Source organism: Hellea balneolensis DSM 19091, from assembly GCF_000428525.1.
Taxonomy (GTDB): domain Bacteria; phylum Pseudomonadota; class Alphaproteobacteria; order Caulobacterales; family Maricaulaceae; genus Hellea; species Hellea balneolensis.
The window spans coordinates 834,673-849,442 of sequence record NZ_AUAC01000002.1; the positions used below are offsets into that span (position 1 = coordinate 834,673).

At 49.3% G+C, this 14,770-nt stretch carries 16 protein-coding genes and 1 tRNA gene; 10 read left to right on the forward strand and 7 right to left on the reverse strand.

The window, feature by feature from the left end; genetic code table 11:
- The first annotated feature begins 29 nt into the window (after positions 1-29).
- Entirely contained in the window at positions 30-857 is an 828-nt protein-coding gene (gene bla / locus F569_RS16405; RefSeq protein ID WP_051279273.1) for a subclass B1 metallo-beta-lactamase, read from the forward strand.
- Here bla and F569_RS0104160 read toward each other — a convergent pair.
- From F569_RS0104160 to F569_RS0104170, 3 genes are all read right to left on the reverse strand, one after another.
- A complete protein-coding gene (locus F569_RS0104160) occupies positions 811-1,395 on the reverse strand; it encodes a TIGR04282 family arsenosugar biosynthesis glycosyltransferase (protein ID WP_026941171.1) in 585 nt (194 codons plus the stop codon). The two genes, bla and F569_RS0104160, sit on opposite strands and share 47 nt — an antisense overlap.
- Positions 1,392-2,069: a glycosyltransferase gene (locus tag F569_RS0104165; RefSeq protein ID WP_026941172.1), complete on the reverse strand. Its 678-nt coding sequence runs from the start codon at positions 2,067-2,069 to the stop codon at positions 1,392-1,394. Before F569_RS0104165 ends, F569_RS0104160 begins: the two co-directional genes overlap by 4 nt.
- 84 nt (positions 2,070-2,153) lie before the next feature.
- The gene (locus F569_RS0104170; protein WP_026941173.1) at positions 2,154-2,528 is read right to left on the reverse strand and encodes a hypothetical protein; all 375 of its coding nucleotides are present in this window, start codon (positions 2,526-2,528) and stop codon (positions 2,154-2,156) included.
- A gap of 102 nt (positions 2,529-2,630) precedes the next feature.
- Between F569_RS0104170 and F569_RS0104175 the strand changes: the two genes are divergently transcribed.
- Positions 2,631-3,236 (forward strand): ribonuclease HII, encoded by a 606-nt coding sequence (locus tag F569_RS0104175; RefSeq protein WP_034387185.1) that lies wholly within the window; start codon positions 2,631-2,633, stop codon positions 3,234-3,236.
- 5 nt (positions 3,237-3,241) lie between these two features.
- On the opposite strand, the gene F569_RS0104180 is transcribed toward F569_RS0104175, so the two are convergent.
- Positions 3,242-3,802 carry a hypothetical protein gene (locus F569_RS0104180; RefSeq protein ID WP_154813633.1) on the reverse strand — a complete coding sequence of 187 codons (561 nt, stop codon included), beginning with the start codon at positions 3,800-3,802 and terminating at the stop codon, positions 3,242-3,244.
- 75 nt (positions 3,803-3,877) lie between these two features.
- Here F569_RS0104180 and uvrB point away from each other — a divergent pair, with 75 nt between their 5' ends.
- The 3 genes from uvrB to F569_RS19285 all read left to right on the forward strand — a co-directional run bounded on the left by uvrB (position 3,878) and on the right by F569_RS19285 (position 7,017).
- The gene (gene uvrB, locus F569_RS0104185) at positions 3,878-6,004 is read left to right on the forward strand and encodes an excinuclease ABC subunit UvrB (protein WP_026941176.1); all 2,127 of its coding nucleotides are present in this window, start codon (positions 3,878-3,880) and stop codon (positions 6,002-6,004) included.
- Positions 6,001-6,375 (forward strand): hypothetical protein, encoded by a 375-nt coding sequence (locus F569_RS0104190; protein WP_026941177.1) that lies wholly within the window; start codon positions 6,001-6,003, stop codon positions 6,373-6,375. Before uvrB ends, F569_RS0104190 begins: the two co-directional genes overlap by 4 nt.
- A gap of 225 nt (positions 6,376-6,600) precedes the next feature.
- Positions 6,601-7,017 (forward strand): GIY-YIG nuclease family protein, encoded by a 417-nt coding sequence (locus tag F569_RS19285; RefSeq protein ID WP_154813634.1) that lies wholly within the window; start codon positions 6,601-6,603, stop codon positions 7,015-7,017.
- 21 nt (positions 7,018-7,038) lie between these two features.
- On the opposite strand, the gene F569_RS0104200 is transcribed toward F569_RS19285, so the two are convergent.
- Positions 7,039-7,791, reverse strand: coding sequence for a sterol desaturase family protein (locus tag F569_RS0104200; RefSeq protein ID WP_034387187.1), 753 nt, complete (start codon positions 7,789-7,791; stop codon positions 7,039-7,041).
- A gap of 3 nt (positions 7,792-7,794) precedes the next feature.
- Complete coding sequence (gene glpD / locus F569_RS0104205) at positions 7,795-9,285, reverse strand: glycerol-3-phosphate dehydrogenase (RefSeq protein ID WP_034387668.1); 1,491 nt, start codon at positions 9,283-9,285, stop codon at positions 7,795-7,797.
- A gap of 70 nt (positions 9,286-9,355) precedes the next feature.
- Between glpD and glpK the strand changes: the two genes are divergently transcribed.
- Both glpK and F569_RS0104215 read left to right on the forward strand, forming a co-directional pair.
- Positions 9,356-10,834: a glycerol kinase GlpK gene (gene glpK / locus F569_RS0104210; RefSeq protein WP_026941180.1), complete on the forward strand. Its 1,479-nt coding sequence runs from the start codon at positions 9,356-9,358 to the stop codon at positions 10,832-10,834.
- 57 nt (positions 10,835-10,891) lie between these two features.
- Positions 10,892-10,968, forward strand: a tRNA-Ile gene (locus F569_RS0104215).
- Between the two features lie 3 nt (positions 10,969-10,971).
- Here the strand turns inward: F569_RS0104215 and F569_RS0104220 are convergent.
- Positions 10,972-12,486, reverse strand: coding sequence for an acyl-CoA carboxylase subunit beta (locus F569_RS0104220; RefSeq protein WP_034387189.1), 1,515 nt, complete (start codon positions 12,484-12,486; stop codon positions 10,972-10,974).
- A gap of 83 nt (positions 12,487-12,569) precedes the next feature.
- Between F569_RS0104220 and F569_RS0104225 the strand changes: the two genes are divergently transcribed.
- The 3 genes from F569_RS0104225 to F569_RS0104235 are packed head-to-tail and all read left to right on the forward strand — an operon-like array spanning position 12,570 to position 14,708.
- Positions 12,570-13,460: an acyl-CoA thioesterase gene (locus F569_RS0104225; protein WP_026941182.1), complete on the forward strand. Its 891-nt coding sequence runs from the start codon at positions 12,570-12,572 to the stop codon at positions 13,458-13,460.
- 25 nt (positions 13,461-13,485) lie between these two features.
- Positions 13,486-14,202, forward strand: a complete 717-nt coding sequence (locus tag F569_RS0104230; protein WP_026941183.1) for an SIMPL domain-containing protein — start codon at positions 13,486-13,488, stop codon at positions 14,200-14,202.
- Between the two features lie 17 nt (positions 14,203-14,219).
- The gene (locus F569_RS0104235; RefSeq protein ID WP_026941184.1) at positions 14,220-14,708 is read left to right on the forward strand and encodes an asparaginase domain-containing protein; all 489 of its coding nucleotides are present in this window, start codon (positions 14,220-14,222) and stop codon (positions 14,706-14,708) included.
- The last annotated feature ends 62 nt before the right edge of the window (positions 14,709-14,770 follow it).

Consider the following 14,770-nt stretch of genomic DNA (forward strand, 5'->3'; position numbering starts at 1 on the left):
ATAAGCTCGTAACCTCATGGAGATATGTGATGAGACGCTTGACCCCTTTTTTACTCGCTGCCATTTTGTCAGTATCAGCTTGTAATGAGGCCCCTGAGACGCCCGAAACGCCGAGTTCATTATCTAACAACTATCCTATCGCGCTACAAAAAATTGCGGAAGGCGTCTGGGTCCACACGTCAAATTATACGGTTCCTGGACGCAAACCCATACCGTCTAACGGTTTAATTGTAGAAGATGGTGACAACCTAATCATGGTTGATACGGCCTGGGGTGAAAAGGCTACAGAATCTCTTCTGGAAACTATTAAATCAGAGATTGGAAAGCCTGTTACAAAACTCATTATCACGCATCACCACTTGGATAAAATTTCAGGTGTGGACCTCATGGAGTTTGCTGGTGCCGAAGTGTTTACCCACCCCCTTACTCCCGTCAAAGCCGCCAATGCGGGGTATCCCGTTCCCAATACATCCGTCGCCGCGCTGAAAGACGCCAAATCCAGAACCAAAGTTGGCCCCGTGGAAATCGCTTATCCCGGTGCAGCTCACGCGCAAGAAAACCTTATTGTTTATGTGTCCTCCGAAAAGATTCTATATAGTGGCTGCGCTGTAAAGGGGGCTGAGGCGACTGCGCTCGGCAATCTGGAGGATGCTGACATTAAAGCGTGGCCCGCGACCTTAAACTGGGTGAAAGCGACATACCCTGAAACGCAAACTATCGTGCCCGGCCATGGCAAAGGCTCAGATTTGCGCTTAATTGACCGAACCCTCGCCATGATAGCCAAGAAGGTCAATGCGGAGAAAGACGCCCTTAAAGCTGCCGCGGAGAAAGAGAACGAAGCGCCCGCAAAGCCTTAAGATCATCAACGTCAATTAAGGTCCGTAAGTGTTTAACAGATCCGTCAATATTCGCCTCAACATCGCTGAGTGTATCTTCATGTGACCAACGCACATTATCGAAAATAGTTGGTTTTACAGGCCCATTCATACCCATGAGCCAAAATCCACCATCATCCGCAGGACCAAAAACGGCTGAGTGTTTTTTGAGGGCATCAAACCCATCCGCTATATCTGATGACATCACTTGCGGACAATCGGTTCCAATCACAACGACAGGGCCTCGCCCGTTGAAAGCCGCTAAGAGTCTTGGCGAAAGAGAACCGCTAGCCTGAGGGTGTTGAGGCACGCCGTCCCATTCAGGCACCTTCCCAATAGCGCGTTTGGGTGTTGCCATGACAATCGTGTCCCAACGCGGGTCTTGCACTTGCCGTATAACCTTGGAGAGCATAGCGCGGTAAAGGCGATGCGCATGAACCTTGCCAATATCTGCTGCCAAGCGTGTTTTAGCTTTGCCCATGGCAGGCGCTTTCGCAAAAATATAAAGGCGAGGTCTCATGAACCGTTCCGATAACGTTGTGCCAAAGCTTCGGCGGACTCACCTTGCCGATAAGCCTTGAGGAGCTTTAAATTCTTACGCCCTCTCACCCATATACCATCTTGTGTATATTTAGAGATATCAACATGGATATGACTCTTGAGGGGCCGTAGAGCCGTGCGGGTGAATTTTTTCTTTATAGCGTCAATAATTGCAACGTCTTCAAACAAACTTTGCTCAGGATATCCGCCGACCGCATCGTACATTTTTTTTGAAATCAGAAGCCCTTGATCGCCGTAAGGCAAGCCCCACCATTGGCAGCGCATGCCGACCCAGAAACTCATAAAGCGCGGCCAGAAGCCTTTAGCATTTGCGCGGTATCTAAAGTAACCGACAGCATTTGGGTGCTTTGCGATATGGTGCTCAACATCTTGCTCCCAACTATCGGGAAGACGGTTATCGGCATGAAGAAAAAGGAGCCAATCTGCATCTGCGCAATACCGCGCCCCCAAGGCCAGTTGTTGACCCCGCCCTTTTGCGCCAGCCGCAATGACTGCCCTTTTTACAGCGACTTTTAGAGTGTCGTCTGTTGAGCCGCCATCGGCCACAACAATGCGGTTCGCCCCATCCAACTGCGCAAGAACATTAGAGAGGTCATCGGCCGCGTTTCGCGTGGGTATGATAACGCACAACATGCTCCCTTAGACCCCGCACATAACGACAGGGCAATAAAAAACCCGGCCTTAAAGCCGGGTTTTCGTAAACAAATATGTGAAAGGTTAATTAGACTCTTCCATCATAGCATCCGCACCGTCCATGACAGCTTCAGTGCCTTCGACCTCAACTGGTTCAACAGGCATTGTAGCTTCAGGCTTTGGCGGAGCCGGCACTAATGTAATTTTACAAAATGTGCCGTTAGACAATGTATCGCCATTACATTCGCTGACGCCGAGTTGTTGCCCATCATAAGCTTCGTTGTCACGATACTCTTCCGGACGGATTTGTACGAGGCAAACAGTTGCGCCCTGCACGTTAAAGACTTCTCCACCTTCATAATCGCAATCAGCCGCAGATGAGACCTGCGCGAAGGCCGGAGCCGCAAAAGCTGCGACGGTCAATGCGGCAGCGGTAGCTGCCAAACGTAATTTACCCATGGTTCACTCCAATATTTCCATTTACGGTCTTTTATCAGACCGGGTTTGCCCTAAAAAGCCCTAATAGCATTAAAAATGCAGGATTCGGGCCACAGGATTAAGATGTCAAAATTCACTCCCGATTTTTCTTTCGAGCGCCAATGTTTCGGCCCGGTTTGCGGCGTTGACGAAGCCGGACGCGGTCCGCTGGCTGGCCCTGTTGTGGCCGCTGCGGTCTTATTGACGCCAGCCAGAATCCCGGAAGGTCTGAATGACAGTAAGGCCTTATCCCCCAAACAACGTGAACTCTTGCTGAACGCGATAGAGAAAAATGCACTTATTGGCATAGGTATTTCAGAGCCTGAGGAAATTGATCGCGTCAATATATTGGGCGCAACCCTTATCGCGATGCAGCGGGCGGTTTTAGCGCTCCCATCCCTGCCCGACATGGCCTTAATTGATGGAAATAAACTCCCCGATTTGCCGTGTAAGGCGCAAGCTATCGTGAAAGGCGACTCGCGCAGCCTCTCTATCGCAGCGGCGTCCATAGTGGCCAAAGTCACGCGGGACAGACTGATGGTTGAGGCGGATGCGCGTTATCCCGGATATGGATTGGCAGGACATAAAGGTTACCCCACCAAGGCCCATATCGAAGCTGTCAAAACGCTAGGCCCATCCCCCATACATCGCCGCAGCTTTAAGCCTGTGCGTTTGGCGAGGGTAAAATAATCGTTTTACATCCCATTTCTTCGCATGAGATACCTGATGACAATAGCAAATGTGATAAATAGTCCACCGATAATCAATCCCCAAATACGAAGGTTATAAGACGCACTCTCTTCCTTTTCGATGGCCGTTTTACGTTCATCACCAGATATGAATTGGCGTTTATTTTCCATCGGATCAATTTTAAAATTAAACGCCTCGGCAAGGTCTTCCAGTCCTTTGACCTCGACATTAGCGGTTGTTTGGCCTTCTGAAAATCCGTGCCATTTAAAGCAGGCAAAAATAAAACGGCCAATATCCGGGGACACTCGCATTTGCGGCGGGATATAACCGCTTGAACGCCCCGTTCTTTTTCGTTTTTCTTTTTGTAAGACTTCTTTACGGCGGTAACCCTCCTCCATTTCAGTTATTAGCAAGTCATATAAATGCTGTTCAAATTCAGCTGTCTGAGTTTCAGGGGTTAGGCTTTTATCTGAAAAAATTGACTCCCAGTTTTCTCTAACGCGACGGCCAGCCTCATCTTCCAAGAGCATTTTTACAGCCCCAAGGCGCGTGCTTCCAGTTGTCATCAAAATCCCCTTCCATTTAAGCTTCATATTATCATATTGCTTGTATTCATTCCTGACCATACATAGTTTAATACCATGGCGAATGTCACCCAAATCCATCCCAATAAAAACATGTCGATGTGGCAACCCCATCGACCAGAGCGGCCTGAGAAATCGGAAGGTGGTAAACGTTTTCGTCTCGTCAGCGAATTTGAACCCAAAGGCGATCAACCCGCGGCGATTAAAGAGCTTTGCGAAGGGCTCAATTCTATAGACCGCGACCAAGTTCTGCTCGGCGTGACGGGGTCAGGTAAGACCTTTACCATGGCGAAAGTAATCGAACAGACCCAGCGCCCTGCCTTGATCATGGCGCCCAATAAAACACTCGCGGCGCAACTTTACTCTGAGTTTAAAAGCTTTTTCCCCGATAATGCGGTAGAATATTTCGTCTCTTATTATGATTATTATCAGCCCGAAGCCTATGTTCCGCGCACCGATACATTTATCGAAAAAGACAGCTCGGTAAATGAACAAATTGACCGCCTGCGCCATGCGGCTACGCGCGCTATATTAGAACGGGATGATTGTATCATCGTGGCTTCAGTGTCCTGTATTTACGGTATTGGTTCTGTTGAAACCTATACAGCCATGACAATTGATCTGCATAAAGGCCAAAATATCGACCCACGCGAATTGATGGCGCAACTCGTGCAACTACAATATTCGCGTAATGACTTAGCTTTTCAGCGCGGAACATTTCGTGTGCGCGGCGACACAGTTGAACTCTTCCCGGCCCATTATGATGACACGGCGTGGCGCTTTGATTTCTTCGGTGATGAAATCGATACCATAACCGCCTTTGATCCACTCACAGGAAAGCGCATCAGGGATATAGAGTCGGTACGGGTTTATGCCAATTCACATTATGTGACCCCGCGTCCAACGGTTCAATCCGCCATGAAAGGCATTAAAGCAGAATTGAAACAGCGATTGGCTCAGTTTGAATCTGAAGGAAAATTACTCGAAGCCCAACGCATCGCCCAGCGCACAGAATTTGATTTAGAAATGATGGCCGCGCAGGGATTTTGCACGGGCATTGAAAACTATTCGCGTTACCTTACAGGCCGTAAACCCGGCGAGCCGCCGCCCACACTTTTCGAATACCTCCCCGAAAATGCGCTCCTCTTTACCGATGAAAGCCATGTCACAGTCCCACAAATTGGCGCGATGAGCAAAGGTGATGCAAACCGTAAAGGTACGCTATCTGAACATGGCTTTCGTTTGCCCAGCTGTATTGATAACCGTCCGCTGAAATTTGAGGAATGGGATGCGATGCGGCCCCAAACCGTGCATGTCTCAGCGACACCCGGTAATTGGGAAATGGAGCGCACAGGCGGCGTCTTCGTAGAGCAAGTCATTCGGCCTACCGGGCTTATCGATCCACCCGTAGAAATTCGACCTGTATCATTAGATGGCGCGAGCCAAGTTGATGATGTCATTGACGAAGTGCGTAATGTCGCGGCGCGAGGGTATCGCTCGCTCGTCACCACTCTCACAAAGAAAATGGCGGAAGACCTTACAGAATATATGCATGATCAAGGCATTCGCGTGCGTTACATGCATAGTGATATCGACACGCTGGAACGTATCGACATTATCCGCGATCTACGGCTCGGAAAATTTGATGTGCTGATCGGAATTAACTTGCTTCGCGAAGGTCTCGATATTCCAGAATGTGCTTTTGTTGGCATTTTGGATGCCGATAAGGAAGGCTTCCTGCGCAGCGAAACCTCATTAGTCCAAACCATTGGCCGCGCCGCGCGGAACAGCGAAGCCAATGTCGTGCTCTATGCTGACCGTGTCACAGGTTCCATGCAGCGCGCGATGGATGAAACAGATCGCCGCCGCGCCCGCCAAGTCGCGCATAATGAACTACACGGCATAACACCCAAAACCGTCCTACGCGGCGTCGCCGATATGGTCGGCGATAGCGAAGACGCGCAAAAAATCAAAGACAATGCCGACCGCTACACCCCAAGCGGCCAGCTCAAAAAGAAATATCTCGAAGCCGCAGAAGACCAAGCCGAATTTGTCGGCGGAGATAACATTATTACGGTTCTGGCAGATTTAGAGAAGCGTATGTTCGAAGCCGCCGAGAATTTAGAATTTGAGGAAGCTGCGCGGTTGAGGGATGAGATGCAGCGGTTGAAAGGGACAGAGTGAAGATTAGTAACGTTATAGTCTTAATTAGTCTCTGCTTTCTATTCAGCGGATGTGAACAGAAAACATCCAAAGAGATTGATGATAAGGCGCGAGTAAATGAAAGTTTCAATTCGGCAAAACAACTAGAACCACCTCAAAAAAATGATGTAATTTATATTGAGCTCTCAAATGAAAACGAATTAATTCTGAACGAGAAAATATATAATATCCCCAAAATCAAAACGTTTTTGAAAGAAAACAAAGATGATTTGCCAATCGAGAAAGCTATCATTCATGTTTCAGAGTCTTCTTTTGAGGACTTAGCTTACAAACTAGCATCAGATTTAGAGCTTATAACCGGCAAGCGCGTTTGGGTCGTTTCTACATATTAAGTAAATGAGAACTCAAACGCGCCAAATGTCCGCACTACAAACCTTATCCTAGATAAGCCTATGTCACTACCCCTGCCTACGCAGGGGTGAGCGGGGTTTGAGGTTAGTTTGTCCTGACAAGGCTCAGTTAAATACCAACCACCTTCCCTCCTTTCCGCTCATCCCTGCGCAGGCAGGGATTAGGACTTAGTTGATTTTGAGTTCACACTTAGTTATGTTCACATAATGTTCTATACCTATATCATTACGAACCGCTACAAGGGGAAGCTCTACACAGGTCACACAGAAGACCTCGTACAGCGCATGGAACAACATCGTTACAAAATATTTCCCGGTTATGCAGCAAAGCATCATTGCCAGTACTTACTCTTGTATGAAGAACATGAATCCCGTGATGCAGCCTTTAAACGTGAGCGCCGTATTAAGAAATGGAAACGAGACTGGAAATTAAATCTTATCGAATCTTCCAATCCCGAATGGCTCGATATTATGGCCTGTCCCACTTGGCCTCTGCCAGAGGGTGATTTATTCGACGATTTACGTGCAAAGGCCTATCATGAGGCTCGAATACCTATTGGAAAGCCGCCTCATATTTGCCGCACTAAATTGGATATGTCCCTACCCCTGCCTGCGCAGGGATGAGCGGACATAAGGAAAGAGGGCTTAAACCAACCCCTTATCCGTTCCGCATACCTTATCCCAGAACCTAAAATACAGCCCATAATTCCCTTTGAATTTCGTGTGGTGGAGATTGTGGTGGCTGGCCGTGATAATATGTCGGCCCCACCACCCTTTCACCCATTTGTCTGGATAGACTTCCCAACCCGCGTGATTGAAGACCGCATTTATCGTCATAATCATCAGGAGCGCTAACGCTGTGCCAACATGGATAGGAATGAAGAGTGCCATGACAGGGAGGAGCCAAGCCGCGCTGATGGCCTCTATCGCGTCAAAAGAAAAGCTCGCCCAAGGGGTAGGCTGGACGGAGCGGTGATGGCCTTCGTGTGTCCATTTAAATAATTTGCGGTGATGCATGATGCGGTGCGTCCAATAAAACCATGTGTCCTGCGCGAAGAGATAGATAAAGGCGCTGACGAAAATCCAACCCCATCCGCCAACACCTTCGGGCATTCCCGCATACATCGACGTACTGCCGGCTTTCCACATTTCCAAAACAATGGCAGCGGGCGCGGCATAGATAAAGGCGGAGATAGTTGAGAGCTTGATTTCATTGCGGATTGTCAAAGCCGTCGGCTCACGTTTTGACAAACGCCGCGCCCTAACTTTATAAGCCGGCCGCTTCCACAGCGCCCAATGGATAGGCCAAACAATCAAAAAATAGCGGGCAATAATAATTGCGGTAAACGCAATATACGTCACGAGCGTTTGTCCAAGCGGTATAGGCCAACCTTCCATAGGTTAGCTGTTTAACGAATTAAACCATTCCGTAAATGCGTCTTTTTCGGACGTCGACAAATGAACACCAAGCTTTGTTCTGCGCCATATAATATCATCCGCTGATGTCGCCCATTCGTGGTTGATGAGATAGCGTGCTTCAGCCTCATAAAGCCCTTGCCCGAAATGCTGACCCAATTCCGGGGCCGTATCGCCATCGCCCAAAATAAGCGTGACGCGCGTCCCATAACCATGACAAAGCCTAAGAAGAACCTTTGCCTCCATAGCCCGGTATCGTTTGCGCATCTTCTCATAAAAGGCGTCAAAATCTGCATCTGCAATATCGCCGCCGGGCAAGCCCGCCGTTTCTGTCCAGCCCTTCTTTTTATAGTCATAAAAAGGGTGAAGCTGTTCCATAACATGCTCTGCAAGTTTTCGGGACGTCGTGATTTTACCGCCATAGATCGACATGAAAGGGGCATCTTTGGTAAATTCATCAAGCTCCAAAACATAATCTCGCGTGACAGCGGATGCATCCTCGGATTTATCATCATAAAGCGGACGCACGCCGCTATAGGTCCAGGTTACATCTTCTGGCGTGATATCATTTTCAAAATACTCACTCGCCGCGCCGCAAAGGTAATCAATCTCTTCCTGACTGATCTTCACCTTGCCTTCCGACGGGTCATAAGGCTTATCCGTTGTCCCGATAAGTGTGTAGTCCCGCTCATAAGGAATAGCAAAAATGATACGGTTATCAGCGTTCTGGAAAATATAAGCATGATCGCCCTCAAAGAGGCGCTTGGTCACAATATGACTGCCTTTAACAAGGCGGACTGATTTATCATTTTTGGTTCGCTGAATTTTCTTCAGCACTTCATCCACCCACGGCCCGGCTGAGTTGATGCACCCTTTGGCCGTCACTGTTGCTGTTGTGCCATTTGTTTTTATTTCGGCTTTATATCCACTTCCATCGGCTTCAATGCTAAGCACTTCGGTGCGTGTGCGGATGTCAGCCCCACGATTGGCGGCGTCCAGGGCATTTAGTACAACAAGCCTTGCATCTTCGACCCAGCAATCTGAATATTCAAAGCCTTGCGTTAATCGCGACTCGAGCACGCCTTGGTGAGGCGGCTTGTTTAATTTCACAGTCTTTGTCCCAGGCAGTTTCTCCCGCCCACCAAGGCTATCATACAAGAACAGCCCAGCCCGCAACATCCATTTCGGGCGGAGACCTTTATCATATGGTAGTACAAAGCGCATGGGCCAAATAATATGTGGGGCTGCACGCAGGAGCACTTCCCGCTCGATCAGGGCATGGCGCACGAGTTTAAATTCGTAATATTCGAGGTAACGTAAGCCACCATGAATGAGCTTGGTGGAGCTTGAGCTCGTATGATTTGCAAGATCATCCCGCTCGCAGAGCAAAACTTTCAGGCCCCGTCCCGCCGCATCGCGCGCGATAGCTGTCCCGTTAATCCCGCCGCCAATAATTAGAAGATCATAATCCGCCATAATACGCTCATTTTCGTTTTCGAACATTTTAGGAATTGACGCTATCCACTACTCACGCTTAAAAAGCAATATGACAAATGTTATTCTTTCTATCGATCAAGGCACCACAAGCTCGCGGACGCTTGTTTTTTCTCCTCAAGGCGATGTGTTATTTACCGCCCAAGAAGAGTTTCCGCAAATCTATCCCGCAGATGGATGGGTCGAACACGACCCCGAGGCGATTTGGGAGACAACTCTCAAAACGCTGCGCAAAGCCTATCGTTATGCGCGTGACGAAAAAGCCGAAATAGTCGGGCTCGGCATTACCAATCAACGCGAAACCGCCCTCGTCTGGGAGCGAAAAACAGGGAAAGCCATTTATAATGCGATCGTCTGGCAAGATCGCCGAACAGCTGAAACCTGCCGTGATATAAAGGCAAATTATAATGAGGCAGATTTAACTGCGAAAACAGGTCTGCTGTTGGATCCCTATTTCAGCGCAACTAAAGCGGCGTGGATTTTAGATCATGTCGAAGGCGCGAGGACCCGCGCCAAAAATGGTGAGCTAGCTTTTGGCACCGTAGATAGTTTTCTCATCTGGCGCTTAACGGGCGGCAAGACCCACGCGACGGATGCGACAAATGCAAGCCGCACCAATCTTTTCAATATTCACAGACAAGACTGGGACCAAGATCTCTTACGCCTCTTTAATGTACCCGCTAGCGTCCTACCTGAGGTGAAAGACTGCGCGGATAATTACGGCGCCATCGATGGCGATATTCTTGGTGAACCGATTCCGATTTTGGGTGTAGCGGGTGATCAGCAAGCCGCCGCAATTGGTCAGAGCTGCTTTGCCAAAGGCGACATAAAAAGCACATATGGTACGGGCTGCTTTGTGATCTTAAATACTGGAGATGAGTGCATAACTTCAAGAAACCGCTTACTCTCTACTGTCTGTTACCGCTTAAACGGCAAAACGACTTATGCCCTTGAAGGATCGATTTTCATTGCGGGTGCCGCTGTGCAATGGCTACGCGATGGTATTCAAATCATCAAAGATGCTGCTGAAACCGAAGCCATGTGCGAAGGCCTTGAATCCAATAAAGGCGTTTATCTGGTTCCTGCCTTTACGGGTCTGGGTGCGCCGCATTGGGATCCTGATGCGAGGGGAGCCATCTTTGGCCTCACTCGCGATACGGGCCGTGCCGAAATCGCCCGCGCTACTGTCGAATCTGTCTGCTATCAAACTTATGATCTGTTTAAAGCGATGAGCGATGACGGCGTCACCCCGACCTCTTTGCGCGTTGATGGCGGCATGGTTTATAATAGCTGGATGGTACAACATCTTGCGGGCGTATTAGACATTCCCGTTGATCGTCCAAAAGTTTTGGAAACCACGGCTCTTGGCGCGGCCTATCTCGCAGGCCTTCAAGCTGGGCTCTACAGTTCGCTCGAAGACGTAAAAGCCAATTGGCAACGCGATAAACATTTTAAGCCGGCAATAGAGGCCAGCAAAAGGCAAACCTTGTTAAAAGGATGGGACAGTGCCGTGAAAAAAGTTCTGACTTAGTGTAAATTCAGGCTTTGCCTCATCCTTAACTCGCGCTATAGACGCGCTCATACCAATGGGGGGATAGCTCAGTTGGTTAGAGCCACCCGCTCATAACGGGTTGGTCGGGAGTTCAAGTCTCTCTCCCCCTACCATTTTCATCGCATCGCCAAATTTACAAATTCGCAGAGCAGTTTTCGTGTTATGCGCGGATCAATAATGTCTTCAACCGCGAAATGCTCCGCCGTTCGGAACGGTGATGTAACCTTGGCGAGCCTGCCTTTGATCTCAGTGAGTTTCTTTTCCGGGTTTTTCGAGGCTTTAAGCTCAGCTTGATAAGCGACTTCGACGCCGCCTTCTATCGGTAGGCTTCCCCAATCCCCGCTTGGCCAAGCAAAACGGTATTGGAACCGCGTGTGATCAGACATCGCGGCGCCCGCGACCCCATAGGCTTTGCGGATAATTACATTTGCCCAAGGCACGGTGGACTTATAGATCGCATTCATTGTCTCCACGCCGCGCCTTATGGTGGCTGTGCGTTCAGCCTCAAGTCCGATCATAAAACCGGGGTTATCAACCAGATGGATAACAGGCATCCCGAATTGCTCAGCCAAGGATGTGAAGCGCTTGGCTTTTTCCGCCGTATCCGCCGTCCAGGAGCCGCCCAGAAATGTTGGATCAGACGCTAGTACCGCGACAGGCCAGCCATCAAATCTTGCAAATGCTGTAATGACGCCGCGCCCCCAACGCCGGCCCATTTCAAAAACACTGCCTTTATCAGCCACGCTCTGAACAATCCGGCGCATATTATAGGCCTTGGACTTATCGCGCGGAACGATGGACAAAAGCGTTTCTTCAGCGCGGTCCACCGGGTCGTTATTTTCAGTCCGTGTTAGGTCTGCTCCGATATAGCTCGGCAAAAATGACAGAAATTGCTTGGCCATAGAAAAAGCTTCAGCCTCATCTTTAGCCTCATCGTCTATGACGCCGTTACGGGTATGAATGATAGAACCGCCCAGGCTTTCTTTATTCTGTGTCTCGCCAAGCGCCGCCACGACCTGAGGTCCTGCTGTGAATATCTGCGAAAGACCTTTGACCATAACTGAGTAATGACTGGCCACAGCCCGCGCTGCGCCAAGCCCTGCCGTAGGCCCAAGAGCCAATGCCACGACTGGCACGGTATCAAGGTTTTTCACAACATGATCCCAGCCCGGCACAAATGGCACATAGGTAAAGCCCATATCTTCAATCATCTTCACCGACCCTCCTCCGCCCGTGCCGTCAATCATACGAATAAGCGGCAGACGTAATTCATGGGCCATCTGTTCGGCTTGTGTAAATTTACGGTGGATGGCCGCATCCGCTGCGCCTCCGCGCACAGTGAAATCATCTGCTGTCGCAACAACAGGACGGCCTGCAATATCCCCGCGCCCGAAGATAAAATTACTCGGTGCAAAGTCTTCAAGATCACCTTTGGAATCATACGTCCCTTTACCCGCAATTTTCCCTATTTCCCGAAAAGAGCCTTGATCAAGTAACATGTCCATGCGCTCTCTTACGTTAAGCTTACCCCGGTCTTTTTGGCGTTTCAGCTTCGCAGCCCCGCCCATTTTCAGGGCGAGCTTTTGCCGCTTTGCGAGTTCATCCAGTTCTGATTTCCAATTTTCTGTCATACCGCTTTGTTGCAAACAGGCTGCAAGACGTCCATGCAAAAGTGAGGCTTGTATTTGAGCGGCAAAACAGGAATATCGGCCTTATGTTTACGCTCGAAGAATTCTTGTCCAAAATGCATGTCGAGGAAATCGACTCTCTACTCTTTAGCGGTGAAGCTCTGCAAATGGGCCTGCCCCGCGTTTTTGGCGGACAGGTTCTCGGACAAGCCCTTAATGCTGCTGTGCGTACGGTTGATCCGGAACGCCGACCACATTCGCTCCATGCTTATTTTCTGCGTCCAGGGGATTTAACGCGCCCTATTATATATGAAGTTGACCCCATTCGAGACGGGCGCAGTTTTTCAACGCGCCGCGTAGTGGCCAAACAGCGCGGTAAAGCTATTTTCAACGCGTCTATTTCTTTTCAAATTATGGAAGGTGGACTTAGCCATCAAATCGATATGCCAAGGGGGATTAACGGGCCAGAAAACATCTTACCTGATATTGAGCATGTCAAAGCTTTGGCAGAAAAAGACCCTGCCATTTCGGTCGAGACCCTCAAACGCAGAAGTTTGCTTTTTAAGCAGGATGTCATTGATATTCGTACGCCGGATTTACGCAAGGTGGTCAAACCCGGTGAATATGATCCTGAATTTGGCTTTTGGTTTAAGTTCAATGATGCGATTGGCGATGACCCAATTACGCACCGCACGCTCCTTGCCTTTATTTCAGACAAAGCCCTGATGTCCGTCGGTATGATGCCGCATATGTGGAACCGTGAGACCCACCGCATGATAGGCGCAAGCCTTGATCACGCCATGTGGTTTCATTCTGAAATTCGGGTCAATCAATGGATCTATTATCACATCGACAGCCCTCGCGCGGCCCGCGCACGTGATTTTGGACGCGGAAGTTTTTACACGCAAAAAGGCGAGCTTATCGCCTCCACGGCACAAGAAGGTCTCATTCGCATTGTCCCGAAAGACCCTGCATGATATGGGTTGGTTTAAGGAGCCTGTTATGAAAAAAATTCTGATATACACATTAAGCGTTTTAGCACTTGCAAGCTGCAATTCAGGCGCGCCTACATATATCACCACAGGAGAGGCCCCTATGGCTAAAATTCAAGTCTCGGCCACAGGCACATCAAATATGGCCCCTGATATGGCGACAGTTTCAGCCGGCGTAGTCACTCAAGGCAAAACGGCGCGCGAAGCTATGTTTGGCAATGCCACTAAAATGACCCGCGTTTTTGAAGAGCTTGAAGCCGCCGGAATAGAGAAAAAATATATCACGACGTCACAGCTCTCATTACAGCCCAAATATAATTACCAAAACCGCCAAGCCCCCAGAATTGACGGCTATGAGGCCCGTAATACGGTCTCTGCCAAGACGTATGATTTAGACAGTGTCGGCGCTATGCTTGATGCTTTAGTCAAAGCCGGCGTGAATAATATAAATGGTGTGCAGTTCTCGATTAAAGACTCCAAAGCCGCACGTGATAAAGCCCGGGAAGAAGCCATCCTTGAGGCGCGCGAAAAGGCCGAAAGCATGGCAGCTGCAGCTGGCGTCAAGCTTGGAAAGCTAAAATCACTCTCGGAAAGCGGCGGCAATTTCAACCCGCGCCCCGTCGCTTATGCTATGGAGGCACGCTCAGCCGGCGCTTCAACGCCTGTGTCTGCTGGTGAGCAAACCATAAGCGTCACCGTCAATATGAGCTATGATATAATTGACTAAGCGATAAGCTTTCGGCCATGGACATTCTTATCCTCATAACTGGCGGCACCTTGGATAAGGTGCATGACACTGTTACCGAAAGCCTCGTCTTTGGCGGCGGAGGTAAAAGCCGTGTGTCCAATATTCTTAAGACTGGACGCACAGATCACCCGCGATTGAAAGTCTTAATGCAAAAAGACAGCCTCGATATGACAGATGAAGACCGCGCCCTGATTTTACAGGCTGTTCTAGACGCGCCCCAAGACCGTATTATTCTCACCCACGGCACAGGCACGATGGAGCTGACGGCAAAATATCTGGACGGCAAAGTTGGCGATAAAACTTTGGTTCTCACGGGGGCCATGCGCCCTCAATCCCTCGGAAAATCAGATGCGGGATTTAATCTCGGCGGGGCTATCATAGCCGCGCAAACATTAGGCAAAGGCGTCTATGCTGTCATGAATGGCCGCGTTTTTAAGGCCAATGACGTTCGTAAGGATACAAAGCTTGGGCGCTTTGATATCTAGATCCTGGTCCAGTCTGCCATAGACAAAAGGCCCTATCTGTTTCACATTACGGATAGTAAAAA